This window comes from Exiguobacterium sp. s133 (assembly GCF_018618595.1).
Lineage (GTDB): Bacteria > Bacillota > Bacilli > Exiguobacteriales > Exiguobacteriaceae > Exiguobacterium_A > Exiguobacterium_A oxidotolerans.
The window spans coordinates 15,573-39,174 of the sequence record NZ_JACSMK010000013.1; the positions used below are offsets into that span (position 1 = coordinate 15,573).

General features: G+C 47.4%; 21 protein-coding genes and 1 pseudogene. 10 read left to right on the plus strand and 12 right to left on the minus strand.

All coding sequences use genetic code 11. The annotated features are described in order from the left end of the window. Positions 1 to 7: 7 nt before the first annotated feature. On the minus strand, positions 8 to 820 hold the full coding sequence (locus KNP96_RS14670) for an SDR family NAD(P)-dependent oxidoreductase (RefSeq protein ID WP_214771587.1): 813 nt from the start codon (positions 818 to 820) through the stop codon (positions 8 to 10). Positions 821 to 964: 144 nt separating this feature from the next. On the opposite strand from KNP96_RS14670, the gene KNP96_RS14675 reads away from it, so the two are divergent. Next, the gene (locus KNP96_RS14675) at positions 965 to 2,425 is read left to right on the plus strand and encodes an MDR family MFS transporter (protein WP_088836657.1); all 1,461 of its coding nucleotides are present in this window, start codon (positions 965 to 967) and stop codon (positions 2,423 to 2,425) included. A 54-nt stretch (positions 2,426 to 2,479) separates the two neighbouring features. Here the strand turns inward: KNP96_RS14675 and KNP96_RS14680 are convergent, their stop codons facing one another. After that, positions 2,480 to 3,376, minus strand: coding sequence for a DMT family transporter (locus KNP96_RS14680; RefSeq protein WP_088836658.1), 897 nt, complete (start codon positions 3,374 to 3,376; stop codon positions 2,480 to 2,482). 43 nt (positions 3,377 to 3,419) lie between these two features. Here KNP96_RS14680 and KNP96_RS14685 point away from each other — a divergent pair, with 43 nt between their 5' ends. The 6 genes from KNP96_RS14685 to KNP96_RS14710 all read left to right on the plus strand — a co-directional run bounded on the left by KNP96_RS14685 (position 3,420) and on the right by KNP96_RS14710 (position 10,626). Continuing rightward, entirely contained in the window at positions 3,420 to 5,540 is a 2,121-nt protein-coding gene (locus tag KNP96_RS14685) for a type IA DNA topoisomerase (protein WP_214765341.1), read from the plus strand. Next, positions 5,540 to 5,965 carry a hypothetical protein gene (locus KNP96_RS14690; RefSeq protein ID WP_214765339.1) on the plus strand — a complete coding sequence of 142 codons (426 nt, stop codon included), beginning with the start codon at positions 5,540 to 5,542 and terminating at the stop codon, positions 5,963 to 5,965. The genes KNP96_RS14685 and KNP96_RS14690 overlap by 1 nt, the downstream gene beginning before the upstream one ends. A 61-nt stretch (positions 5,966 to 6,026) precedes the next feature. After that, a complete protein-coding gene (locus KNP96_RS14695; RefSeq protein WP_214765337.1) occupies positions 6,027 to 6,227 on the plus strand; it encodes a hypothetical protein in 201 nt (66 codons plus the stop codon). Between the two features lie 135 nt (positions 6,228 to 6,362). Further along, positions 6,363 to 6,509, plus strand: coding sequence for a hypothetical protein (locus KNP96_RS14700; RefSeq protein WP_214771590.1), 147 nt, complete (start codon positions 6,363 to 6,365; stop codon positions 6,507 to 6,509). A 237-nt stretch (positions 6,510 to 6,746) separates the two neighbouring features. Next, positions 6,747 to 9,314 (plus strand): ATP-binding protein, encoded by a 2,568-nt coding sequence (locus tag KNP96_RS14705; RefSeq protein WP_214765333.1) that lies wholly within the window; start codon positions 6,747 to 6,749, stop codon positions 9,312 to 9,314. 199 nt (positions 9,315 to 9,513) lie between these two features. Then, positions 9,514 to 10,626 carry an MFS transporter gene (locus KNP96_RS14710; RefSeq protein ID WP_214771593.1) on the plus strand — a complete coding sequence of 371 codons (1,113 nt, stop codon included), beginning with the start codon at positions 9,514 to 9,516 and terminating at the stop codon, positions 10,624 to 10,626. A gap of 202 nt (positions 10,627 to 10,828) precedes the next feature. Here KNP96_RS14710 and KNP96_RS14715 read toward each other — a convergent pair whose 3' ends face one another. The 7 genes and pseudogenes from KNP96_RS14715 to KNP96_RS14745 form a co-directional block, all read right to left on the minus strand. Further along, a complete protein-coding gene (locus KNP96_RS14715) occupies positions 10,829 to 12,007 on the minus strand; it encodes an MFS transporter (RefSeq protein ID WP_214771596.1) in 1,179 nt (392 codons plus the stop codon). 143 nt (positions 12,008 to 12,150) lie between these two features. After that, on the minus strand, positions 12,151 to 13,281 hold the full coding sequence (locus KNP96_RS14720) for an ABC transporter permease (protein ID WP_214771599.1): 1,131 nt from the start codon (positions 13,279 to 13,281) through the stop codon (positions 12,151 to 12,153). Beyond that, positions 13,281 to 13,981 (minus strand): annotated as a pseudogene (locus tag KNP96_RS14725) (ABC transporter ATP-binding protein). The gene KNP96_RS14720 and the pseudogene KNP96_RS14725 overlap by 1 nt, the downstream one beginning before the upstream one ends. Positions 13,982 to 14,126: 145 nt before the next feature. Next, on the minus strand, positions 14,127 to 15,143 hold the full coding sequence (locus KNP96_RS14730) for an ABC transporter permease subunit (protein WP_214771602.1): 1,017 nt from the start codon (positions 15,141 to 15,143) through the stop codon (positions 14,127 to 14,129). After that, the gene (locus tag KNP96_RS14735; protein ID WP_088836667.1) at positions 15,140 to 16,006 is read right to left on the minus strand and encodes an ABC transporter permease subunit; all 867 of its coding nucleotides are present in this window, start codon (positions 16,004 to 16,006) and stop codon (positions 15,140 to 15,142) included. The genes KNP96_RS14730 and KNP96_RS14735 overlap by 4 nt, the downstream gene beginning before the upstream one ends. Positions 16,007 to 16,029: 23 nt before the next feature. Beyond that, positions 16,030 to 17,100, minus strand: a complete 1,071-nt coding sequence (locus KNP96_RS14740; RefSeq protein WP_214771605.1) for a DUF58 domain-containing protein — start codon at positions 17,098 to 17,100, stop codon at positions 16,030 to 16,032. A gap of 5 nt (positions 17,101 to 17,105) precedes the next feature. Continuing rightward, on the minus strand, positions 17,106 to 18,029 hold the full coding sequence (locus tag KNP96_RS14745; protein WP_214771608.1) for an AAA family ATPase: 924 nt from the start codon (positions 18,027 to 18,029) through the stop codon (positions 17,106 to 17,108). A 381-nt stretch (positions 18,030 to 18,410) separates the two neighbouring features. Between KNP96_RS14745 and KNP96_RS14750 the strand changes: the two genes are divergently transcribed. Beyond that, positions 18,411 to 19,025: an NAD(P)-dependent oxidoreductase gene (locus KNP96_RS14750; RefSeq protein ID WP_088836669.1), complete on the plus strand. Its 615-nt coding sequence runs from the start codon at positions 18,411 to 18,413 to the stop codon at positions 19,023 to 19,025. Positions 19,026 to 19,096: 71 nt separating this feature from the next. Here the strand turns inward: KNP96_RS14750 and amyS are convergent, their stop codons facing one another. Then, the gene (amyS, locus tag KNP96_RS14755) at positions 19,097 to 20,638 is read right to left on the minus strand and encodes an alpha-amylase (protein WP_214771611.1); all 1,542 of its coding nucleotides are present in this window, start codon (positions 20,636 to 20,638) and stop codon (positions 19,097 to 19,099) included. Positions 20,639 to 20,984: 346 nt separating this feature from the next. Between amyS and KNP96_RS14760 the strand changes: the two genes are divergently transcribed. Then, complete coding sequence (locus KNP96_RS14760; protein WP_088836671.1) at positions 20,985 to 21,806, plus strand: endonuclease I family protein; 822 nt, start codon at positions 20,985 to 20,987, stop codon at positions 21,804 to 21,806. 301 nt (positions 21,807 to 22,107) lie between these two features. After that, positions 22,108 to 22,692 (plus strand): YdcF family protein, encoded by a 585-nt coding sequence (locus KNP96_RS14765; protein ID WP_088836672.1) that lies wholly within the window; start codon positions 22,108 to 22,110, stop codon positions 22,690 to 22,692. 66 nt (positions 22,693 to 22,758) lie between these two features. On the opposite strand, the gene KNP96_RS14770 is transcribed toward KNP96_RS14765, so the two are convergent. Together KNP96_RS14770 and ytzI are read right to left on the minus strand one after the other, a co-directional pair. Beyond that, entirely contained in the window at positions 22,759 to 23,271 is a 513-nt protein-coding gene (locus KNP96_RS14770) for a YtxH domain-containing protein (protein WP_088836673.1), read from the minus strand. Positions 23,272 to 23,405: 134 nt separating this feature from the next. After that, positions 23,406 to 23,576, minus strand: a complete 171-nt coding sequence (gene ytzI / locus KNP96_RS14775; RefSeq protein ID WP_152638925.1) for a YtzI protein — start codon at positions 23,574 to 23,576, stop codon at positions 23,406 to 23,408. Positions 23,577 to 23,602: the final 26 nt, after the last annotated feature.

Sequence of the window (23,602 nt, forward strand, 5' to 3'; positions counted from 1 at the left end):
GCATCGATTAATTGGAGTACGCGAGATCTTCTTCCGTTGTGTCTTGATCTTGACGAGCAGGATCTTGGATGCGACCTGTTAATTCTGTCAAGAGACGGCGAGGTAAGAATTTAGCCAGTGAAACCATTGCCCGATTGCTCGCGCCTGGAACGATTACACGTTTCCCTTTAAGCGTACCGCGGTAACCTGCGAAGGCGACGAGGTGTGACGGCATGCTTTGGAAAGGCAATGTGATGTTTGCCCGATTAAAGAAGTTTGTATCCGTCGGTCCCGGGCAGAGGCATGAGACCATAACACCTGAACCATCAAGTTCAGAAGCGAGTGCTTCAGAGAAGGACAGGACGTAGGCTTTTGTTGCGTAATAGACGCTCATGTATGGACCCGGCATGAAAGCAGCGACGGAAGCGACGTTCAAGATACGTCCGAAGCCACGATCGACCATACCTGGTAACAAACGTTTCGTCAGTTCCGTTAAAGCGACGACATTCACATGAATCGAGTCGATGTCTTCCGATGGATCGATTTCCGCGAAACGGCCGGATGTCGCAAAACCAGCGTTGTTGAATAACAAATCAACAGTCAATTCTTGTTCATCGAGGTACGTCAGAACACGTGAGACGCTGTCGGCCTGTGATAAATCTGCTGCGAACGTATAGGCTTTGATTTGATAACGTTTTTCAAGAACATTTTTAAGTTCCGTTAATTTTTTTTCGTTTCGGGCGATTAAGACACAATCAAACCCGTCGCGCGCTGCGAGCACGGCAAGATCAAGTCCGATTCCGCCAGAAGCCCCTGTAATTAAAGCTGTTTTTCGTAACATAACAAAATCCTCCATTCACATAATTGAATCATTTTCTAATTGTACCATTCCCTATTGTTCCCTTGAATCCTGCCGAGTAAGCATTTACTTTCGAAACAAGGGGCAGAACCGGTATGATAAGAAAGAGAAAGGAAGTGCGGAAGCATGAGAAAAAATGTCACGATTGCGCTGTTGTTAGCAACTTTTTTAGCGGCAATCGAAGGAACGATTGTCGCGACGGCAACACCCGTCATGGCAAGTGAATTAAATGGGGCGAAGCTCGTCAGTTGGATTTTTGCAGGATTTCTCTTATTTATGGCAGTATCGACGCCGATTTACGGGAAGATGGCTGATTTATACGGTCGGAAACGCGTCTTGTTATTTGGAATTGGCGTTTTTACACTCGCTTCGTTAGCGTGTGGGCTTGCGCAGTCGATGGAGACACTAATCATTTTCCGCGCGGTCCAAGGAATCGGAGCAGGAGCGGTTCTGCCGATTGCCATGACGATCATCGGCGATTTATATACATATGAAGAACGTGGAAAAATTCAGGGAATCTTGAGTGCCGTTTGGGGGATATCCGGCGTTGCTGGACCACTCCTCGGTGGATTTTTAGTCGAATCGTTATCCTGGCGGTATATTTTCCTGTTGAACGTTCCGTTTGCGCTTGTGTCGTTCATCATGATTGTCGTCTTCTACAAGGAAACCGTGAAGGAGACGTCGCGAAAAATCGATTATCGGGGAGCGCTCTTGTTTGCGGTCGGGATGAGTGCGTTACTATACGGTCTGTTATCAGGAAGTGAAGCGGAACAATTTTTACGTCCGACGGTCATCGGTAGTTTTTTGATCAGTGCGGTTTTATTATTCTTTTTCTATCAAGCCGAGAAAAAAGCGAGTGATCCACTCTTACCGCCGGCTGTTATCAAACATCCGGTCATTGCCGTGATCAATCTGGCAGTGTTCTTCTCCGCCTGGGTGCTTGTCTCGATGTCAGCCTATATCCCGATTTTCGCACAGGGCGTCCTCGGAAAAAGTCCGACTGAAGCCGGCTTCATGTTGATGCCGCTCTCGTTATTTTGGACGATTACGGCAATCATCGGTGGCCGATCGATTGGGACGGCGTCACCCCGTTATCGAACGATGACCGGAATGGGGTTACTCGTCGTCGGGATGCTGATTTTAGTCTTCATCTCACGTGAGACGAGTGATGTGTTCCTCTATCTTGCGGTTTCCTTGATTGGAATCGGGTTCGGTTTATCGCAACCGGTCTTTATCGTTGTCTTGCAAACATCAGTCGGTCGCTCGCTCCGTGGTTCAGCGACGGCCGTCAACTCCTTTTTGAGTACGACGGGACAAACGCTTGGTGTCGCCATCTTCGGGACGATTTTTAATCTATCAATCATTCAAGCGTTTAACGATTCGAAAATATTATCCGGTTATTCAATTGATCCATTTTTCCAAGCGACGACGGCGAACCGGTATGGAGATGCCGTCCATACGGCGGCGGAACTGGCCTTAGCAGACGGGTTACGGCTCGTCTTCATCGGCGGTGTATTGTGTGCGCTCGTCGCGTTCGCGATGACGTTCCGCTTACCAAAAGTTCGTCCGGACGATAAACCAAACTAAAAAAACCGCTGAACGTCCGACTCGCAGGGGAGAGGAGGGCATTCAGCGGTTTGCTTATTCAGTAACAGAAGTCGCCGTTTCACGTGCGACGAGTTGCGCCCGGATGTCTTTTTCATTCCGGCGTAAGAACAGACCGATGCCGACAAGGAGTAGCGCGGCACCCGTGATTTGAATCCAAGTCAGCGATTCCTGGAATAAGAAGTACCCGAAAATCATTCCCCAGACCGCTTCACCGAGAATCGTGATGCTGACGATGCTCGCACTGACACGGGACAGCGCCCAGTTGAACAAGTTATGCCCGAGCAACGTCGGGAAGATGGCGAGCAATACATAAATCAACCAATCCGTTTGAAACGCCGAGACGAGATCGACGGACTGAATCAGTGAGAACAGCAGCAAAACGACGGACGCGACGGCATAGACGGCAAAGGAATATGTATTCGTCGAGACACTTGTCCGGACGTGTTGCCCGAGCAACCAGTATCCGGCGACTAAAATCGTCGCGAGTAGGGCCAGCCCGTCACCAATCAAGGCACGTGTTCCGACGGCGATATCACCGTATGCGACCAGTCCGCCGCCAATCAGGGCGACGCCGACGAAAAACAACGCTTTTCGCGACGGGTGTTGCTTAAAGAAGACGGCGTTCCCGACTAAGACGAAGATGGGACTGGCGGTTACGAAGAGCGTTGAGCTGGCAACTGTCGTATAATCAAGAGAGAGAAACCATAACCAAAAGTGCCCGGCTAACAGGACGCCACTTAAAATCATGTGGCGGATCGTTGAGGAACTGAGGCTGAACAATTCTTTAACTTGAATGAGCGGCAGTAAAAGAAACGTCGAGAATAACATTCGGAAAAAAGCGACGGCCTCGATTGGCGTGTCTGCCCATTTCACGAAAATAGCCGATGTCGAAATAAAGAATAACGCCATGAACAAAGTAAAATACGGCATGAGTACCTCCACGTGTCTGTAGTTAGGAAATGAGGGTGTAACAATGCAATTGATCATTGCGGAAAAACCAAAACAGGCTGAAAAGCTCGCAGCGCCGTATCCATCGGTCAAGCGGGACGGATACATCGAAATCAAACCGTGTGAGCGTTTCCCGAGTGGGGCGAAACTGGCTTACGCCGTCGGTCACCTTTGTGAATTACAGGAACCGGCCCATTATGATGCTAAATGGAAACGCTGGAACTATGACCATTTGCCAATCATTCCGGAACGGTTCGATTACCGGCTCGCTAAAGGGAAAAGCAAAGCGTTTCAAGTCATAAAAAAACTGTTGAACGAGCGGACGACGACTTCCATCATTATAGCATCTGATGCCGAGCGAGAGGGAGAGGCAATCGTCCGATTAATTCTTCGCCTGGCTAACAATGCAAAACCGATCGAGCGACTGTGGATTTCAAGTTTGACGCCGCAAGCCGTCGATCATGGATTTGCGAATCTACTGGACGGAAAAGCAACGGAAAATATTTTTCATGAGGCGATGAGCCGCGCTTGCGCCGATTGGCTGATCGGGATGAATGCATCGCGTGCCTATACGACGTTACTGAAGAAAAAAGGCATTGCCGATGTCTTTTCGCTTGGGCGTGTCCAGACACCGACACTTGCCTTGATCGTCGAACGTGAGAAACAAATCGAACAGTTCAAGCCGGAAACCTATTTTGAAGTCGAGGCTGACTTTTCGCTGTATAAAGGAAAATACATCGATCAAAAAAAACAGACGAAGCTGACCGACCGGGCACTCGCGGAAGCAATCAAGGCACGGACGAAGGGGGAAGGAATCGTTGCGTCCATCACGAAGACGGAACAAATCGAGAAACCGCCGTTCTGGTTCAGTTTATCGTTGTTGCAAACGGAAGCGAGTCGACGGTTCGGACTTGGCGCAAAAGAAACACTTGATATCGCTCAAAAACTCTACATTCGCGGTTGGATCAGTTATCCCCGGACGGATTCATCGTTCGTCTCAAAGGAAGAAGCGGGTCAGTTCCCGACGATTTTGAATCGACTGTTGAAGCAACCGGAATACGGTGGACTGAAGGCAATTTTGACGAAAGATCCCACACACGATAAACGGTATGTCAATTCTGCGAAAGTCAGTGATCACTATGCAATCATTCCGACAGAAGAAGCGGGAGCGGTCGCGAAATTATCGGGGCGTGATGCACAAGTGTACGATTTAATCGTCCGGCGGTTTTTAGCAGCTTTTGCACCCCCCGCGCGCGCTGAAAAAACAGACATCATCACGACAAGGGAGCAAGATCGTTTCCTGACGAAAGGCAGCCGGACGATTGCACGTGGCTTCAAAGAAGTCTTACAAATTGAGGCGAAGGAAGTCGAACTGCCGGCAGTCGAACACGGACAACACGTTCCGATCAAAGGGGCGAAGGTACTTGAAAAACAAACGGAGCCACCGAAACGCTATACGGAAGGAACATTAATCCTCGGCATGAAGACAGCGGGGAAAGTCCTTGAAAATGAATTACAGGCGATCATGAAAGAAATCGAGGGACTTGGTACGGAGGCGACGCGTGCCGGAATCATCGACGGATTAAAGCGACGCGATTACATCCAGCTGAAGAAAAAAGAGATCCATCCGACAGCAAAAGGGCGGATTTTAATCGAGGCGGTCAGCGGGAGCATCTTGGCATCACCTGAGATGACGGCAAAGTGGGAAAGTCGGCTTGACCAAATCGGTAAAGGAGAAGCATCCGCTGCCCAGTTCGTCGAACAAGCGAAAAAACTGTCGCAACACCTCGTCGATGATGCGAAGTCGCGTGTCGAGCAACTGCATGTCGATCCGTCGCAAGTTAAATCAAAAACGCGTCACGCCGCCGCAACGAACCGCCCGGTCGGACCATGTCCACTCTGTCAGGCGGAAGTGCTTGATCGTGGGAAGTTTTATGGCTGCAGCGGGTATCAAAAAACGAACTGCGGTTTTACATTACCGAAAACAATCCTCGGAGCGCGCGTGACACAGGCGGAAGTCAAAAAAATCTTAACGACTCAAAAAACAAAACCGCTCGAGATGAAGAAAAATGGCCGGACATTCAAGGCGATGTTGTATCTAGAGCGCGATCAATTAAAATTCGAGTTTATGAAAGGAGAGTCATGATGCATTACGATTTAATGGAGAACAGGGCGTTCATTCCGATATTCGAACGGTTTTTGAAGGAAGGAACAAAATTGACGGTTTGGTTTCCCGATGAAGTGACGATCGGACAAGCCGATGATTTGATTTTTGAAGCGGAAGAACTATTCGGTGTAGTGGCTGAAGTCATCGATGACCCCCAATCATTTGGCAAAGCACTGTTGTTGCCATATTTGACAGAACAGCAAACGCGGGAAGACGGATTTGTTCAGTATGAGACGAGGATGACAGAAGAAGTCAAAGCGGTCTTACGGGAACTGACCTTACCGATGATGACAGAAGGCGATTTTTCCGTCCTATATTCCTATCAGATTGATGGACCGGCCGGGTCATTGTTTGTCGAAGACTGGTTTAATGCGGAAGTTTTACTTGGAGATGGAAAGAACTAGAAACCTTTTAGTGCGTCGTTTGCGTATGAACAGATATCAAACGAAATAGGGGGAAATGTTCATGTCAGGTAGTATTTCGGGTCCGTTCATGTCGCTGCTGAAAGCGAGAGGAACGATGGCTTACGTGGAAGGAGAAAGTTTCTTTTCAGACATGCCGGTCTTCATGGTCATCTTTTTTATCGCAATCTTATCTTTTATGGCTTTTGCCTTGATCAGCGCCGTCACGAAAGGGGTCTCGACGAACAGTTTGACGAATCATTAGCGCCATCACGCTTCTGAGCTCGTTACACCGACGGAAGAAGGGGCGCAAGCCTACGTCGCCTATCTCCCCTTGTCGACGTTTCCGGTCGAGAAAACAAATTTAGAGCCGGTCCGGTTGGTGAAAGGAATCTCAACGTTGATCAGCACGACAGACCAAATCACCGAGATGACGAAACAAGACATCACGGCACAATATGCAAGGCTTGGTCTGCTCGACGGCGAAATCTTGGCAGATGAAGCACCTATCCATCATCATTCGACACACCATTCGCATCATTCATGAACAAGAATGTCCGGTCACGAGTATGTGGCGGGGCATTTTTTCTGACGAAAAAGGAGTGAATTCGAACCTTTTTGTCATGTTTTTGTAACATACAACTATTTTTATTAAAATTAGATGAAAAGTAAAAAAAAATGAGCATATTTAATGGAAAAGTATAAAAAACCTTTACAATAGAAAGGACAGGTATCTCCTATACGTATTATTCAACTAGAGGAGAAGGGGGAGGATCGATCGTTTATGAGAACATGGCTTAATCGAACAATCGGACGCCAAATCATGTCCGCTTTCTATATTATTTTAGCAATGTTATTGCTGACATCAGCAGGTGTATATTTCTATACGAAACAGCAGGTGCAAGAAGCTAAACAAGAACTAGCGACGTTAAACGAACACCGGACCAATGCGACGAATTTATATGAATCGTGGCAAAGTCTTCAATATGAGATGCGGGGATTCGTCTTACTTGGAGACGATGAAATGTTAGAGGAAATTAAAACGAAACAACAAAATATCGATCAACAAACGACGTGGTTCGAAAAAAATGCGGCATTTACAGAAGAAGAGCAATACGCGAATGATGCACGGGAGCTGTATGACGCCTACACGACGCGCGTCATGCCGAGCCTGATTAATTATGTTGATGCTAAAAAAGACGGTGAAGTCGAAGAACCGTTCTTACAAATGGCGACGCTCGGTAAAGTCACGCAAACACCGAACCTGGATGAGGATCGGAAATTTAACATCGATACGAAAAGTGCTGCGGACATGAGTTCGAGTATCGTTGACATGGAGACCGTCTTTACGGATTATCGTAATTCATTAAATGAGAAGGAACTCGCTGCCCAAAATCGACTAGGGACACAAGTTAACTCATCTCAAGTTCTCGGCTTAATTAACTTAGCGGTTCTTTTATTCATCATCGTGTTATTCGTTCGACCATTTGTCGCGAAAATTACACGTCAATTGCGTCAATTGAACCGAGAGAGCAGTCGATTAGCAAAAGGTGAAGATGCTTCACCCATTGAGGTCTTAAATGCAAAAGACGAGATTGGCGAGTTGACGACGACATTTAATTTAATGGCTGCGTCGATTTCAAATCAAAAATCGCAACTCGTCTCAAGTAACGATGAATTACAAAGTCAACAAGAAGAGTTAGTTGCCCAACAAGAGGAGCTTCAAACACAACAAGAAGAACTCGAAGAAGCGCTTGATGTGACGTTACGCAATGAGACGCATCTGCGGTACCGGAATGAATTGACAGAAACGCTCGCTTCACGCGAGACGTTAACAGCTTATCCTGCCATCATCGAAAAATTAATCTCGATTACAGATGCCGAGTTCGGAGCGATTGTCTTTCTTGACGAGGACGAGTATACGGATATCGTCTCTTACGGCATGACGGTCGATCAAGAACGGAAACTTTTGACGTCATCACTTTCTCTACTTGAGCGAGCGCGCATGCATAAAAAAGCCGTACGTTCAACGAAACAAGTGACGAGTGATCATCCGTTGCCGTACCCTTATAGCATGTATGAAACGGTCGTACCCGTCATGGACCCATCGACGAACATGATGATTGCAAGCATCTATCTTGTCCGTTACCGTGATCAATTCAATGAAGACCAAACGGCTGAAATTTGGTCGTTCTCTCGTCAGCTCGCCTTGTCCTTACTACGGATGCGTGTGTTCGATGAAATTGAGCGGGAACGTGAAAAAACATCGAAACTGCTACACTCGATTCGTGAGGCAGTCATGTATATCGAAGAAGACCGGATTTTTGCCAATCGTCCATTGCTTGCGTTGTTCCATCATCCAGCGCACGATCAGTTCAATGACGAGGGTTTGATGACGCTCGATGTCAAAATTGAAGAATTGGCGGTTCAAGTCGATCAACACGAGGCATTCCTTGAATACATGAATCAAGTCTGCAGTCATCAAGTACCGACGGAAAGTCTTTCGCTATCACTTAATAAAGAGGAGCGTTTCGTCACGCTCTATGCAGAAGGAATTCATTACGGTGGACGTTTCCGTGGGACGATGCTCGTCTTGCGTGACGTCACGGTCGAAACAGAAGTCGACCGGATGAAGTCGGAATTCGTCTCGACGGTGTCGCATGAGTTGCGGACACCACTCGCTTCGATTTTTGGCTACACGGAACTGATGTTAGCAAAAGAGTTGACACCTAACCGCCAACAACGCTATCTCGAAACGATTCATGCCGAGACTGAGCGATTGACGGGACTCGTCAATGACTTCCTCGACGTACAACGGATGGAATCCAGTCAGCAACACTATCATTTTAAAGAGCTTGACGTCGTAGCGATGATTCGTGAAATCGCTGAGTTCCAAGTCGGTTCGTCTCAAACTCATACTGTCTTGCTCGAGACGGATGACGCAGCAGTCGAAATGATTCAAGCCGATGAACAAAAAATGCGACAACTGTTCGGTAATTTAATCAACAACGCCATCAAGTATTCACCGGATGGCGGCGCGATTACGATTGGAATCGAACCTGCCGATGACTTATTGCGGATTCGGATTCAAGATGAAGGAATCGGTATCCCCCGTCACGCCTTGCCAGAGTTATTCAGCAAGTTTTACCGGGTCGATAATTCCGATAGCCGAAAAATTGGTGGAACAGGACTTGGACTTGCAATCTGTCAAGAAATCGTTCGTGCCCATGAAGGCATGATTCACGTCGATTCGACAGAAGGCGCCGGCTCAAGCTTTACAGTCGAATTGCCCATCATTCAAGAAAATCCGACAGCACTCTCACCAACACTGGAAATAACTGATTTTGAATGAAGGAAACCCTCTGCGTCTATACGGCGTAGGGGGTTTGTCTATCTACGATATAATCACGGACATGGGATTAACTTGCTTGAAATCGGGAAATGGAAACTAACGGTTTTTTTTAAAAAATAAGAGAGGATGTTGACTGATGCGTACAATCCGCCCTCCTTGTTAAACGGCGATTCAAGCGAACGTCCGTAAATTATATATGATGCGTTTTGCAACAGCTTTCGTACCTGCTTATGTGATTGAGCGGTTGTTTTGGGAAGCGCGTGGAATGAGTGTTCTCGATGTGATTTACGCAGAAATTGTCTTCGCTTTGACTCAATTGTCGCTTGAGTTGCCGTTCGGACGAGCCACCGATCGCTTCGGGCGAAAGTGGTTTCTCGTCTTCGGGATGATGGCAGAATGTCTATCCTTCGCGATTCTATTAAACGCGTATACGTTGACTGCTTTTTTAGGTGCGATGGTACTCTCAGGGGTCGGGGCTGCTGCGATCAGCGGGACAGAAAAAGCCTTCTTATTTGAGACGCTTGAACAAGTCGGTCGAGTCGAGCGATTCGAACGGACAGTTGGTCGACTGAATGCAGTCAGCCTCATGACAGCTGGACTTGCTGCCCTCACCGGCAGTTGGTTGACGCAGTCCACTGCGTTTGAATTTCATTACAAGATTTCGCTCATCAGTTTAATGAGTGCGACACTGGTTAGCCTGACGTTACATGAAACGCGACTCGTGGTTGAAGAATCGACAGCCCGTCCACTTCGTCTCGTTTGGCGAGAACTGAGAACACGCCCCATGTTGATCCGGATTTTTCTATTTAGTGTCCTATTCGGGACGACGATTAATTTCATCGAAGAATTTTGGCAATTGTCAATGCGTGATCGTGGCATTCCTGTGACTGGATTTGGTCTCGTGTTCATTTTAATTATGGTAGCGCAAGGCGTTGGCAACCTGTTGCCCGCATTGAAGAAGGGTTCGTTGAAGGTAAACTTGAACGGGATATTAGTCGTCTTTTTCGTAAGTATCATTAGTTTTTCTTTGACGGGAATGGCAAGTATCCTCTTCCTGTTCATGGTGTTTCTGTTATACGGTCAGTCGGAGCCGATGACGAGTAGTCTCTTGCAAACTTATGCGTCAGCAAAAGAGCGGGCAACAATCGTTTCCATTGCTTCCTGGCTAGAGAGCGTGCTGATCATCATCGTCGGTCTCGGGTTCGGATTCATCAGTGAGCGGGCGAGTTTGGACATAGCGTATGTGTATCTGTGTCTCGTGTCGTTCGTCCTTTGGTTATACGTTGCGTGGTTAAGCAAACGATGGGAATGACGCCATCGTCGATTTGACGGCTACATGGGAAGGCCTGCTTAAAACATGGTGTTCGTCGTCATGGAAGATATCGAAAACGCCGCTGATTCCGTATGAAAAACGGAATCAGCGGCGTTTCATTGTGTGCAGAAAAACGTTTGGGAAAAACCAAGGAATCTCCAACACATCCCTTCAGCTCCACTTCTGTATAACGAACCGTTGCTTAAGAAATCTGTTGCGTCCGTTCGGTTGCTACTTGCTTGCGTAATTGCCGGGCCGGACGAATCATTAACAACGCGATTATACTCGCGATGAGATAGACGACTTCGATACTCAGCCAATCGGCGAGAAGACCGAACAGGAGACTCCCGAGACAAAAGCTAATCGTATAGACGGTCTGTTGAACACTGTAAACGTAAGGTAACCGTGCGATTGGGGTATCTGCTTGAAGCCGTGTATTTAATTCTATCGCCCGGAGTTGACTGGCGTAGCCCTGGACGACGCAAGCAATCAAGGCGACTACAACATACGGAGCGAGACCAAACAGAAGCGTCGCGACAATCGAGAGCAACACACTGAACTGTAGCAGTGAACGTTGCTTTCGGCGTCGGAGCATCTGGTAACTCCCGACAATCATGCTGAGCAGATAAAATGCATTCAAGATGCCCCACCAACTGTTCGACACATGCAGGTGCGTAGCGATGTAGACGAGGAATAACGCAGAAATCCAGGCGGTACTCGCGAAAGCATCGATGCCAAGCAATGCCGTATTCAAACGGGCCGGTACGTTAGTCCGGGTATACTGCAAACTTGAACGAAACGTCGGTTCATTACCTTCTTCTTCCACAGACCCTTGAAGGGAGCGCACTTGATAACGAAATAGCGCCGTTCCGATACTTGCAACAAGAAAAAGCAGCAATGAGACGAATAAGACGGACTGGGGCGACCCTGTACTGACTAAAATCGCGCCGAGCGGCCACATGATCAGTTGGACGACTTGATTCGTTCCTTGGACGATGCTGTTTGCTTTTTGGAAATCGGTCGTGATTTGCGGAATAAAGGCACTTTCAATCGGTCGGGCAAAGCCGTCGAGAAAGGCAATCCAAACCACGAGAAGGAGCAACGCCACGAGTGGTAAATCAAGCAGGACGATCAAGACGAGCGAGAGGGTCTTCATGAGCTGGCTGAGCAACAAAAGCGTTGCATGGGGCATCTGCTTCGCAAGGCGGGCGAAAAAGAAGCCGCTGACCGTCATGCCTGCCGTTACGGCAATCGGAAAGAGCGCAGCTGTGCTCGCCTGTCCTGTTTGTTGATACAAGGTAGCGATGAGGGCGACGATGTAGAGCGCGTCCCCCGCATTCGCCATCCACTGGCTGACCAGTAAAGTCGTAAAACGGTTCATCTAAAAAACCTCCACATCAATCATATTTAGTTAGTGGTTAGGAGTTTAGATGAATTTACATTGGACGGCCTCATTTCAGTCAATTTTGACTAAAGTATATAAGGAAAATAATGGATTGTCAATTCCCTTTGTACGAAGTGCCCTTACACCGGCCGCTGTTTCCGTAAGGCACGCATGTTCAGGAGGACGAAGACAAGCATAAATCCGGCAAGGACCACAAGGTCGAGCCAAATTTCACGGAAACCGTACCCGCGAATCATGATGTTTTGCAGGGCATCGGCGGCATAGGTCAACGGCATCAGCCGATTGATGACTTCGACCCAGGTCGGGGCATCCGTCAAATCAAATAGACCGCTGAAAAAGATTTGCGGGACGATTGCGAGCGGGATGAACTGAATCAATTGGAATTCCGTCCGTGCGAAACTCGACAGCAGGAGTCCGAGTGACAGGGCGACGCTTGCCGTCAATAAATTGACGAAGAGTAACAGAAAATAGTTGCCTTGTTGTGTCACGTTCAAGATATTAACGATGAATAGTTGAATAAGGACAGTTTGAATCGTGACGAACAAGAAAAAGCCAACGAAGTATCCGAAGACGATGCTCGACCGTTTGAGCGGAGTAGCGAGTGTCCGTTCGAGTGTCCCGCTGGACCGCTCACGTAGAAAGCTGACCCCGGCGATGATGAAGACAAATAAAAAGATGAAAAATCCCATCAAGGCAGGTGCAATTTGATCAAACAGTTCTGCATCTTTATCTCCATATAAAAAGCGGATATCTGGTTCCGTCATTGATCGTGAGGCGGTAGGGGGAACGGTCAATTTTTGATTCGTCAATTGTTCGAGCCGTTGTTGCAGTTGATTAACGGTTTCGCGTAACTGTGCATTCGCTGTCGTCGCCTGCTTCATCTCGATTGCCGTTAACGTTTCGCGGATGACCTGGATGGCGTGGGCATTTTTAGAGACGTCGCCGCCTTCAATCAAAATCTCCGGGGCATCATCACGGTACGTGATCAATGCCTCGATGTGTTGATCTTCCATCGCCTGTTTTCCGTCCGCATAACTCGGATAGGTCGTCGTCGCCGTTTTCGATGCGAGAACCTCGTCAAACGTTTCGGGTAGGTCGACGGTGCCGATCGTGACTTCATCCGAACTCGAACCGAGGATTGATGATAATAAAAAGAGAACGAATAGGGGGGCGAGGAACATCATCGCAATGGTCCGTTTGTCCCGAAAAATTTGCGAGATGACACGTTCTGCTACGGTCAGTGTCTGCATCAGACTTGCTCCTTTCGGATGAAAGCTTCATCGATTGAGCCGAATCGTTGAATTAATTCCGCGGGCGTACCGGCGTCGATCAATCGCCCATGTTGAATCAATAATAAACGATCGCACCGCTCGGCTTCATCCATGACGTGTGTCGTGACGAGGATTGTGACGCCAGACTTCCGCAGTTGGTCGAACTCGTGCCAGAACGTTTTCTTGAGGGCGGGATCAATTCCGACGGTCGGTTCATCAAGCAGAAGCAAAGTCGGTTCATGAATCAAGGCGATCGCAAGACTGAGGCGGCGCTTCATCCCACCGGAAAATTGATGGGTCGGGCGGTCGGCATCCTGCTTTAAGTCGACGAACTGGAGGACGGATTCGATCCGGGCGCGGAGGCGGTCTTTTTTAAGCCGTACAGCTTGCCGAAATAGCGTAAATTGCCACGTGCCGTCAAATCCTCATACAAAGCATCGGCTTGCGCCATATAGCCGATTTTTTCTGCCTGACGTAACGACGGCTGCTGTGACCCGAGTACAGTGACGGTTCCGCTTGACGGGGTTTGGAGGCCAATCAGCGACTTGATTAATGTTGTTTTACCGGAACCGCTTGGTCCAATCAGCCCGACGATTTCACTTTGACCAATTAAAAAATTGACATCTGTCAACACGTCGGTTTTTCCGAAGCGTTGAGAGTAGTTCTTGACTTCAATCATCATTTTCACGTCCCTTCTCTCTTTCTATACCCGCAAAAGACCAAACGCTTGTTTTTTAGAGGGATTAAGTAGTTTAAAAGAAATTAAGACATACTTAGCGCCGTCATATAAAAGAATACGACGGCGCTAAGTATATTTTACATAATTATTTCGTAATTGATGGTGAGACAGAATCAAACGGATTCGTCAAACGTGTCGTAGCGGCTTCTGCCTGTGCGACCGGTTCCGTGAAGATTAGCTGTTCACGTCGTAAGCGATAGGCACGCTCGAGACGACTCGTCAGCAAGTTCCCGAGGAAGACGAGCGCAGCGATGCTGATTGCCGGGATCAGGAACAGGTGATTGATCCAGGAAACGGCTGAAAACTGAAGGAAGTAGAAACCGAACTGGGAAGACCATTCAAAAATCGTCGGTGAAACATCGTTCGCAAAGCGTGAAAGTGTCCCGCCGAAAAATAACCCGAACAAGGACAGGTGAATCAAGACCATCAACGTTTGGACGAACTGTTGCATGAAAACAATGGCAAGCGTCGGTAAAAGATGCGGCCAAATGTGCTTTCTAAATTGGTAATGGGGACTGCCACCGAGTGTTCGGGCGACGACCATGAACTCTTGCGTCAACAAGTGACGCGTTTCACTGACTAAATACATCAGTAAGGCAGGTAACCCGAGTAAAATCAGTACGCCTGTCTCAAAGAGGACACGGGAAGACAAGGACGGAATGTCTTCTGGACTTGCAAAAAATAAGCCTGTCAACAAAATGAAATAGGCCAGTAAGGAAATCGGTAAAATTAAAAAGCCGTCAAGAACGGTACGAATTGCCGTATTTAATCTTTTACCCCTAAAGGCGAGCGGCACGCCGATCAACAGAGCGAGCAGGATGCGTCCGAAGGCGACGGCAAAGCAAATCCCGATCGTCCACTTGGCACCGGCAATCATGATTTGGAATAAATCGTTGCCCGCCCGGTCCGTTCCGAACCACTGCTCACGCGATGGTTCAAGTGGAGATGTCGCGAGGAACGTCCCATCCGCCGCGTACCGGTTCGAGATTTGGTCGACTTGTCCGTCACGAAATATGGTATGTCCGACACTAAGTAGGAGGAGCGTCGCAAAAATCAGGATACAGCCCCAAAAGAACGGATCACGCAATAAGACACGTCTCATACAGCACCACCTTTCCAAGCTTTTGGAATACAAAGCTCAGCAATCAAGTCAATCAAAAAGAACGGTAAGTAAATCAAGAGGAGCGTCACGAGCAGGACAGGAAGTTGCGGATTCATGATTACGAACCGAAACAGACCTTGGACATTGAATGTGTATTCGATGACGACGAGACTCGATAAAATCGTGATGACGTTGGCGCGGAAAAACAGATAGAACCGATAAAACAAGTTCGGAATCAAGTGTGACCAAAATAAATGATTCGCGTGTGTCCCTTTGGCGCGGGCAAGTTCGATATAGCTGGCTCCTTCCTCTTCTTGGATCTGCCCCGTCAACCATTTGATGAAGAAGAAGAGGGTCGTCAGCGACAGCGTCAGAATCGGAAGGAAACGGATCGAATCAGCAAAACCGCCGGCGACTTCGATTTGATCGAAACCGGTCGTCTTAAAAAGAACGATGATGATGTACTGTGAAAAAATCACCCAAAATAAATCCGGCACCATCTCGAGTACACGCGTCGTCTGCTTCAACAGGTTACGTGTCCGCAGACGCGCGCGATAAAAGAAAAACGCGTAGACAAGTGCGGCGATAAACGAACAGACAAGGGCACTACTGAAGATCAGCAGCGTCTCCTGGATGAACGGTTGTAAGTCCGGCAACAACGGACGAAGCTGTTGTGCGGTCACATTGTAATAAAGAATCGGTTCGACACCAGTCAAAAACAGGACTTGTTGTTTGAGCGCATCGGTGTAATTCGAAAAGTTCGGACGTAACTGGACGATCAATGCCGGTAAGGCGCTGATGCACAGTAAAACGACCAACGATACGATGAACTGAAGCGACTTTCGAATGACTAGGGAAACCATGATAAAACCTCCTTCTTTGATCGTCAGCCAATCGCCTGGATCCGGTCGTTCCCAACCAGGATCAGCTGACTGTTAAGATGTTTTCGACGCACGACATACCGTTCGAACTGTTTTGTTGCGATATAGGAATCCCGGTCGGATAACGTCGACAGGTGGACAAGGACGTGCTTCAAGTGCGGTTGTCCTTCACCTAACGCCAAGTGGGTCATGTGGTTCGCTTCGTTGAGACGGTTCAGGAACAATTCAACTTTACAGCCCTCCTTAATCAACTCACTGATTAAGAACGAAGCTTGTTCGATGAAGCGTTCCGATTGATTATGTAAGCCGTATCCACTTGGACCCGACAAATTGAGGGCGATGGTGAATGTGTCCTGATTACTCGTCTCATAGACTTTTGCTTGCAGACGGCCGGTTTTTGCTGTCGCGTACCAATCGATGTCCTTCGACGGTTCCGTCGTATACGCTTTTGATCCAAGCTGGACCAATTTGTTTTTTAATGGTGAATAGCGGTCCGGACGATCACCAATCCGTAAGCGGTTCAGCAGGAAAGGTGTCGATTGTGCCGTTAACGAAGGCAGCACCGTGAACTGCGGATAACTGTCGAATGAAAATAAGTAAACGCCCATCCGCCAGGGCAGACGAATCGTTAAGATGATTTCGTCGAGTGCCGTCGGACCACGTTTGACGGTCTGGATTGGGATCGTAAACAATTCTTCCGTCAACACCAGTTCGGTATCATACGTGTGGGGATGGAGCGCGTCACTCGTCGTGAAAACAATCCCGTCAGCAGCATGGAGACGGAGGGAGGCCTTAAGGCCGAGTGACGAAAAAAGTTCGAGTCCGAAAAGTTGCAGCTGGAGGTCCGTTTGTTCTTGGTTGAACATCAATCGTTCATAGTGTTTCCATTCTAAAGCGACTTCCCGGCGGAGTTGCCGTTCTGTCCGGTTGACGACGACATGAATCGTCGCGAGTGCGGCAAAGAGAAACCCGAGTCCCGAGACGACGGGGAGGAATAAGAATAAAAATGTCAATATGCAATAGACGGGAAATAATTTTTGTTCGAGCCAAAAGGGGACGGAACGTTCGATTTTCATCCGCGTCACCCAATCTCGACAGGAACTGGAATGGCATCAAGGAGATGGTGCAAGACTTGGGCCTTTGTCGTCTTGATGCCCCCTTCAAGTGTCAATGTCAGGCGGTGGGCCAAGACATGTTTTGCAAGGTGTTTGATGTCCTCCGGAATGATGAAGTCGCGTTGATTCAAGAAAGCATAGCTTTGGGACGCGCGAAGCAGGGCAATCGCACCACGTGGACTGACACCGACTTCAACGAGTTCATGATTCCGTGTCGCCTGAACGATATGCAGCAGATAATCGAGCACGTCTTGCGACGCATGGACACGTCGTGCTTCTTCCTGCCATGAAATCAAGTCCCCTCCTGACGCAATCCCGACGGCTGATCGGCGGACGTTCGTCAAAATCTCAGACAGCAAGCGGCGTTCGTTCTCAAAATCCGGATAACCGACTTCGATCGCGACCATGAACCGGTCGAGTTGGGCGTCCGGTAGCGGGAATGTTCCTGCTGACTCGATCGGATTTTGAGTTGCGATGACGAAGAATGGTGCCGGCATCTGATACGTTGTTCCGCCAATCGAGACTTGACGTTCTTCCATCGCTTCAAGCAATGCCGATTGTGTCCGCGGGACGGCGCGGTTGATCTCATCGATCAAGACGACGTTTGCAAACAACGGTCCGCGTTTATTCTCGAACTCCTGCGTCTTTAAGTTGAAGAAGTCTGAACCGATGACGTCGGACGGAAGCAAATCCGCCGTGAACTGAATCCGGGAGAAGGCACTCTCGAAGCTTTGGGCGAGTGCTTTCGCAAGCATCGTTTTCCCGGTCCCCGGTACATCTTCAAGCAGGATATGACCTTCGGCGATGAGTGCCGTCAGACAGAGATCGATGACGTCCGGTTTGCCGAGATAAATCGAATTGAGTTGGTCTTTTAACTGTTGTAGCTTCATAGGAAATCCCTCCAAGGTTAAGGTGATGAGTAGCGTGATAATTGTTGTTCGAAGCGTAGAACCTCATCGTCCGTATTGAGATAGTGGAACATCATCCGTCACACCTCCAAAAGAAGGGCGCCGTTTTTTCACGCGACGTGACTGTACGAGTTTCCAAAGCATAAAGCAGAATAGACTGACTTCCTGTCTTTATCGAAGAAAAAAGATGGTCGTTCTTTTAATTAAGGAAAAAATATCCATATGTACTTAGGGAGATTTTAGCATACACTGTTAATAAATAAAAATAATTTTCTGAAAATAAGGGTGAGGGAAGACGATTCATTTTCAAGCGGTAAGGGTATCATTCAAACAGTGGATCTTGAAAGGGAAAGGATGTTATGCATGAAATTGATTATTTTTGGGGCTACGGGTCAAACCGGACAAGAACTCGTCAAACAGGCGATTGCGCATGACCATGAGGTGACGGCGTTCGTCCGTAATCCGGATAAGTTGGAACTAAAAGATGAACGACTTCATGTCGTCACGGGGGACGTCTTGAACCAAGAGGATGTCAATGCGGCGCTTGTCGGACAAGATGCTGTCTTGACGGCGTTAGGGACAGAAAGCCTTGCCTACAGTGGATTTTTAGAACGAAGTCTCGTCCGGATCATCAATGCGATGAAAGTCAGTGGTGTAACGCGGATTGGTTACGTCGCATCAGCAGGTGTTGATAAGGAATTACCGGGTGCACAAGGATTACTCGCACAGCAAATCTTAAAGAATCCATTACGTGATCACCGGCAAGCAATTGACTTGTTGAAACAGGCAGACGTCGACTATACGGTCGCACGACCACTCCGTTTGATGAATGGTCCGTTAACCGGGATGTACCGCCAAACAGCTGACGGTGTACCCGACCAAGCGAAACAAATCAATCGGGCCGATGTCGCCCATTTCCTGCTTGAAGCGATTGAACAGGAAGAATCGATTCGCGAAAGTGTCGGTCTCGCTGAATGAAAAGAAGCCCCCATCCACGAACCTTCCTGAAAAGGAAACGGTACCGGATGGGGGCTTTTAAATAGGACGAATTATTGTTGGCGGTAGATCGAGACAGAACCACCATTGACGAAAAATTGACCATACCCGTCTGCATTGATCGTGACGGAAGCTGAATTGTTACCGGTGATGTCTGTCCAGACTTCGCCTTTATTTTGCGTACCGACATACATCCACTTGCTCCCACCAGGGCCGTCAGACAGGATTGTCGCAAGCCCTGATTTTGAGCGGTCACTGACGCCTTCCCGTGTCCAACCGATGATGTCTTGGTTATCGAGGTAATCATTTTGTTTCCCGAACGCGAAGTCCTTCCGTGCTTTTAGAATCGGATCGATTTTTGACGCGAGGGCAGGGATTTCGCGGTTCGATGAGCCTTTTGTTCCGTAGTAGTCCCCGTAAAAGACAGATGGATACCCTTGTTCCCGCGTTAAAATCATCGCGTAAGCAAGGGGCTTGAACCAGGATTGAACGGTCGATTCGAGCGATTGACCAGGTTGAGAATCATGGTTTTCAACGAGTGTGACGGCAAGCGTCGGATTATCTTGGACGAGTGTGCCGTTAAAAATTGTGCGCATGTCATAAAAGCCGCCGCCTTTACTCGCTTGTTCGAATTTGTAATGAAGTGGAGCGTCAAAGACCGATTGTTTATAGTTCGTCTGACTTAAATAGTTTTTAAGTGTCCCGAGATCGTTCTGCCAGTACTCGGCGACTGTGAATAATTCCTTACCCGTCGTCTGACGAACATTCGTCAACCAATCTGCGAGATACGTATGTTTGATGTGTTTGACGGCATCAAGACGGAATCCATCGAGCCCGAGTTCATTGACGTACCATTTCCCCCAGTTTTTCATTTCCTGCTGCACTTCCGGGTGATCGAAATCAATGTCTGCATACATCAAGTAATCATAGTTTCCATTTTCAGAAGATACATTCGAGTCCCACGACTTACCTGTTCCTCGGAATTTATAGATGGCACTTTTTGAGCGGGATTGATCCCAATCCGTTCCGTCGAAGTGATACCATTTCCATTTGAAGTTTGAATAGGCGTTGCTCCGCGCCGCGAAGTTGAACCCGGTCCAGGCCTGGATTTGATAGTCGCCAGAGACTTCTTGATTACGGTTACCCGGATTGACTTCGACGGCCGTGACGGATTCCGTAAAGTCAGCACCACCCTTGTGGTTCATGACGACATCACCATACACATCGATTCCAGCCGTGTGCAATTGCCCGATGGCGGATTTCAATTGCGTTTTCGTGCCGTACTTCGTCCGGACTGTTCCTTTTTGATTAAACTCACCGAGGTCATATAGATCGTAGGCACCGTAGCCGACATCATTTTGAGTCGTTCCTTTGTAGGCAGGAGGAATCCAAACAGATGTAATTCCGAGTTGATCAAGCTTAGAAGCGTCGTTTCCTAGACGGTTCCAGTGGTTCCCGTCGTTTGGTAAATACCATTCAAAGTATTGCATCATCGTCCCGTTGTCTGCTGTTGCCCCTACTGCAATCGGTTGCGCAAGTGGCACTAAAAACGTCACGCTTGCAAGAGATGCGACAATCAAGCTTTTATGTTTCATCAAAAAGCCTCCTCTATCAAATTATGAAAACGCTTGCATTAATTATTATAGCAAGTTGAAACGTGGGGAGTATCATCCTCATACCTTATTTATGTATCCTTTATAATCATGACTTTTGCCTCTAGAATAGTTCTTCTAAATAATAATTCATCGTTTATTGATTCGTGATTCACTAAAAAACAGGACCTTCTAACCGTTGAACAATTGTGCTAACTCTGATTTCTGGATTCCTCTAAAAAGAAGAGGTCTTTCGTCCATCTTCCATAAGAAAGACAAGTGATGTGAAAATGGGAGTGTAATACGGTTTGACATTGCATGTCCATACTTAACCTGAGGGGGAAAAAGCATGAACTGGAAGTCGAAAATCAGTGGGGCACTTGTTGCGACACTCGCGTTAGGATCACTTGCCTTCACGCCGGTCATCGCCAAAACAGATTCAACAAAGATAGTAGCGGGACCACAGGCGGTAACGTCACAATCAACAATCGATGCCTATTATCAGCCGGCAGCAGGGAAAACGGGTGCGGCATTAAAAGCATCACTGCATGACATCATCGATAATCATACGGAAGTCTCGTATGACACGGTTTGGACGGCATTAAAAGAAACCGATCAAGATCCAGGTAATGTGAACAACGTGATCGAATTGTACACGGGGAAGTCCATTTCAAAAAATAGCAACGGTGGGAATGTCGGTCAATGGAACCGAGAGCATGTCTGGGCAAAATCGCATGGAGACTTCGGAACAAGCATGGGACCAGGGACAGACTTGCATCACTTACGTCCGTCAGACGTCGTCGTCAATAGTGCTCGTGGGAACCTTGATTTTGACAATGGCGGAACGAAATATAGCGGATGCGATTGTAACCGAGATGGTGATTCATGGGAACCACCGACTCGCGTCAAAGGTGATATCGCGCGGATGATTTTCTATATGGCGGTTCGTTATGAAGGTGGCGGCGAAATCGACTTAGAGACGTCAGAAAACGTCAACAATGGCTCAAACCCACTTCACGGAAAATTATCGACGTTAAAAGCGTGGAACAAACTTGACCCGGTCGATGCATTTGAAAAGAAACGCAATGACATCATTTTTGAAAAATGGCAAAAAAACCGCAATCCATTCATTGATCATCCAGAATATGCGACAGCAATTTGGGGAAATTAATCTAGCAAAAGGGGTCTGAATCAGAAGTCGGACCAACATCAATCCGTGTGACGGACGTTTCCGTCCTCCATTTAATCAAATGACCGTTGCTCCCGCGATTCACGGGACCATCGGTCATTTCTATTGTTCAAGATAGTTTAGTGCTTGCCGGAGGTATGCATGAAAAAGTCCGGATTCCTTTTAATCGGGAGACATCCCCATTTTTGAGTCGCCCCTGTTTTGTGATTGAAACTTTTCTTAGAAAAACATCGTAGAAACGGATGTAATCGAAAATAGCAGTCTGAAAGGAATCATATGACTCATGGAACGGATCAAACAAGTTTTGAAAAGATATCGGCTTGTAGTGGCCGGAATCGTAGGTGGACTCGTCATTTTTTGGTTTAGTATCGGTTTATTTGTCGCAGAAGGAAAACGTCCCGCAGCGAACGGGAAACACTCGTTTGTCATCGTCCTCGGTGCAGGTGTCAGAGGGGAAACACCGTCACTGATATTGGAAAACCGGATTCAGGCTGCAGCTGCATACGGAAAAAAATATCCGCGAACGACTTTTATCTTGAGCGGTGGGCAGGGGCAGGGTGAAGCGATTTCAGAAGCAGAAGCGATGCGCCGTGGCATGATTGACGAAGGAATCTCTGAAAAACGTCTTGTGCTCGAAGACAAATCGACGTCGACCACTGAAAATTTACGTTTTTCAAAATCGTTATTACCAAAAGGTGAAAATCAAGTCTCGATCGTGACGTCAGATTTTCATTTGTATCGTGCTCGTACCGAAGCGAAGAAAGTAGGATTGAATAGTGATGCGATTCCTGCAAAAACACCGTTATCTGGTGTATTACGATATGGTATGCGTGAACGTGTCGCAATCATCGTGAAATTTTTTGAGTAATGGATTGTTGTGACAACGTTAAAGAAACCACCATGCCAGAAGCATGATGGTTTTTGATAAAACGGTTTATTTATTTTGCTGTGAATTGTCTGATTGATTGTTTTGTGGGGCTTCTTCTTTTCCAAGCGCCACGTCTTTTGCTTCGACCACTTTTTCACTAATTGAAGACAGGTCACCCTTAGCTTCCGTTGCAGTATCTTTTACAGAAGAAGCATCCGATTTGACGGTATCAAGTTCATTGTTAACCTTGTCATACACATTTTGGACGTCACCAGCGACTTCTTGAATGATTCCTGAAGCGCTTTTTACTTGTTCGATGACTTGTGAAGCTTTTCCTGACGGATCTTCTTTAATAGTAGATGCTAATGATGAAACGGAATCTTTTGCGCCGCTAAGTCCTTGTTTTGTGTTTTGTCGATTCGTTGAGCTCAGCATTGTAAGCAATCCGCCAACGACAGCTCCTAGCAACATCCCCGTAAGTAAATTGACACGACGACCTGACGAAGCTTCTTGATCGAATTGACGATTTGGATGTTCTTGTTGAGCAGCATGTGGATCATTTTGTAGATTAGGTTCCATGAATAGACACTCCCTTAAGATAATAGTTGACCATGATAGATATGTACCCTCGTCATAAAAAAGGAAAACATGCACTTTTCATGCAACAAAAAAAGACCACCGATGTTAAAATGGTCTCAGACGGTCAAAGTTGTTTAGTTTTGCTTCTCTTCATCCTGCTTTTCAGTCAGTTTACGGTTGATTTCATCGTAGTCAATTTCGATATCGTCTTGATTGCCTTTATATCCGTAGCCTTTTGAAATGACGATGATTGAAGCAACTAAGACAAACACGATGATTAGAATGGAAACAACATAGAGCCACATGATCCATTCCTCCTTTCATTCTTCTC

Coding starts and splice junctions, on each gene's coding strand:
- KNP96_RS14670 (WP_214771587.1), bottom strand. CDS start 820: ATGTTACGAAAAACAGCTTTAATTACAGGGGCTTCTGGCGGAATCGGA.
- KNP96_RS14675 (WP_088836657.1), top strand. CDS start 965: ATGAGAAAAAATGTCACGATTGCGCTGTTGTTAGCAACTTTTTTAGCG.
- KNP96_RS14680 (WP_088836658.1), bottom strand. CDS start 3,376: ATGCCGTATTTTACTTTGTTCATGGCGTTATTCTTTATTTCGACATCG.
- KNP96_RS14685 (WP_214765341.1), top strand. CDS start 3,420: ATGCAATTGATCATTGCGGAAAAACCAAAACAGGCTGAAAAGCTCGCA.
- KNP96_RS14690 (WP_214765339.1), top strand. CDS start 5,540: ATGCATTACGATTTAATGGAGAACAGGGCGTTCATTCCGATATTCGAA.
- KNP96_RS14695 (WP_214765337.1), top strand. CDS start 6,027: ATGTCAGGTAGTATTTCGGGTCCGTTCATGTCGCTGCTGAAAGCGAGA.
- KNP96_RS14705 (WP_214765333.1), top strand. CDS start 6,747: ATGAGAACATGGCTTAATCGAACAATCGGACGCCAAATCATGTCCGCT.
- KNP96_RS14710 (WP_214771593.1), top strand. CDS start 9,514: ATGCGTTTTGCAACAGCTTTCGTACCTGCTTATGTGATTGAGCGGTTG.
- KNP96_RS14715 (WP_214771596.1), bottom strand. CDS start 12,007: ATGAACCGTTTTACGACTTTACTGGTCAGCCAGTGGATGGCGAATGCG.
- KNP96_RS14720 (WP_214771599.1), bottom strand. CDS start 13,281: ATGCAGACACTGACCGTAGCAGAACGTGTCATCTCGCAAATTTTTCGG.
- KNP96_RS14730 (WP_214771602.1), bottom strand. CDS start 15,143: ATGAGACGTGTCTTATTGCGTGATCCGTTCTTTTGGGGCTGTATCCTG.
- KNP96_RS14735 (WP_088836667.1), bottom strand. CDS start 16,006: ATGGTTTCCCTAGTCATTCGAAAGTCGCTTCAGTTCATCGTATCGTTG.
- KNP96_RS14740 (WP_214771605.1), bottom strand. CDS start 17,100: ATGAAAATCGAACGTTCCGTCCCCTTTTGGCTCGAACAAAAATTATTT.
- KNP96_RS14745 (WP_214771608.1), bottom strand. CDS start 18,029: ATGAAGCTACAACAGTTAAAAGACCAACTCAATTCGATTTATCTCGGC.
- KNP96_RS14750 (WP_088836669.1), top strand. CDS start 18,411: ATGAAATTGATTATTTTTGGGGCTACGGGTCAAACCGGACAAGAACTC.
- amyS (WP_214771611.1), bottom strand. CDS start 20,638: ATGAAACATAAAAGCTTGATTGTCGCATCTCTTGCAAGCGTGACGTTT.
- KNP96_RS14760 (WP_088836671.1), top strand. CDS start 20,985: ATGAACTGGAAGTCGAAAATCAGTGGGGCACTTGTTGCGACACTCGCG.
- KNP96_RS14765 (WP_088836672.1), top strand. CDS start 22,108: ATGGAACGGATCAAACAAGTTTTGAAAAGATATCGGCTTGTAGTGGCC.
- KNP96_RS14770 (WP_088836673.1), bottom strand. CDS start 23,271: ATGGAACCTAATCTACAAAATGATCCACATGCTGCTCAACAAGAACAT.
- ytzI (WP_152638925.1), bottom strand. CDS start 23,576: ATGTGGCTCTATGTTGTTTCCATTCTAATCATCGTGTTTGTCTTAGTT.